Raw genomic sequence first — 1,163 nt, forward strand, 5'->3', positions numbered from 1 at the left:
TCGATGATCTTGGAGACGACGCCGGCGCCGACGGTGCGGCCGCCCTCGCGGATCGCGAAGCGCAGGCCGTCCTCCATGGCGATCGGGGCGATCAGCTGAACCGTCATCTTGACGTTATCGCCCGGCATCACCATCTCGGTGCCCTCCGGCAGCGTCACCGTACCCGTGACGTCCGTCGTCCGGAAGTAGAACTGCGGACGGTAGCCGTTGAAAAACGGCGTGTGCCGGCCACCCTCGTCCTTGCTCAGGACGTACACCTCGGCCTCGAAGTGCGTGTGCGGCGTGATCGACTTCGGCTTGCACAGCACCTGGCCACGCTCGACGTCGTCGCGCTTGATCCCGCGCAGCAGCGCACCGATGTTGTCACCCGCCTCGCCCTGGTCGAGCAGCTTGCGGAACATCTCGACGCCGGTGCAGGTCGTCTTGCGCGTCTCGGTGATGCCGACGATCTCGACCTCTTCACCGACCTTGATCACACCGCGCTCGACCCGGCCGGTGACCACCGTGCCGCGACCCGAGATGGAGAAGACGTCCTCGATCGGCATCAGGAAGTCGCCGTCAACCGGACGCTCCGGCTGCGGGATGTGCTCGTCCATGGCCTCGACGAGCTTGATGATCGCCGGACGCCCCATCTCCGAGTCGTCGCCCTCGAGCGCCTTCAGCGCCGAGCCGGTGACCACCGGGATGTTGTCACCGTCGAAGTCGTAGTCGCTCAGCAGCTCGCGGACCTCCATCTCGACGAGCTCGAGCAGCTCGGCGTCGTCGACCATGTCGGCCTTGTTCAGGAAGACCACGATCGCCGGGACACCGACCTGACGGGCGAGCAGGATGTGCTCACGCGTCTGCGGCATCGGGCCGTCGGCGGCGGAGACCACCAGGATCGAGCCGTCCATCTGCGCCGCGCCGGTGATCATGTTCTTCACGTAGTCGGCGTGACCCGGGCAGTCGACGTGGGCGTAGTGGCGGCTCTCCGACTCGTACTCCACGTGCGCGGTGGCGATCGTGATGCCGCGAGCACGCTCCTCCGGCGCGTTGTCGATCTGATCGAACGCGCGGGCGTCGCCGCCGTGAGCTTCCGCCAGGACCTTGGTCAGGGCCGCAGTCAGCGTCGTCTTGCCATGGTCCACGTGACCGATGGTGCCGACGTTGATGTGCGGCTTCTT

1 protein-coding gene is annotated in these 1,163 nt (G+C 66.6%); it reads right to left on the minus strand.

What is annotated here, in order from left to right; all coding sequences use genetic code 11:
- Positions 1 to 1,163: elongation factor Tu (gene tuf, locus LRG07_RS13640; RefSeq protein ID WP_238634270.1), on the minus strand; the 1,163-nt coding region annotated here is incomplete at both ends.

The organism is Halorhodospira sp. 9622 (assembly GCF_022228025.1).
Lineage (GTDB): Bacteria > Pseudomonadota > Gammaproteobacteria > Nitrococcales > Halorhodospiraceae > Halorhodospira > Halorhodospira halophila_A.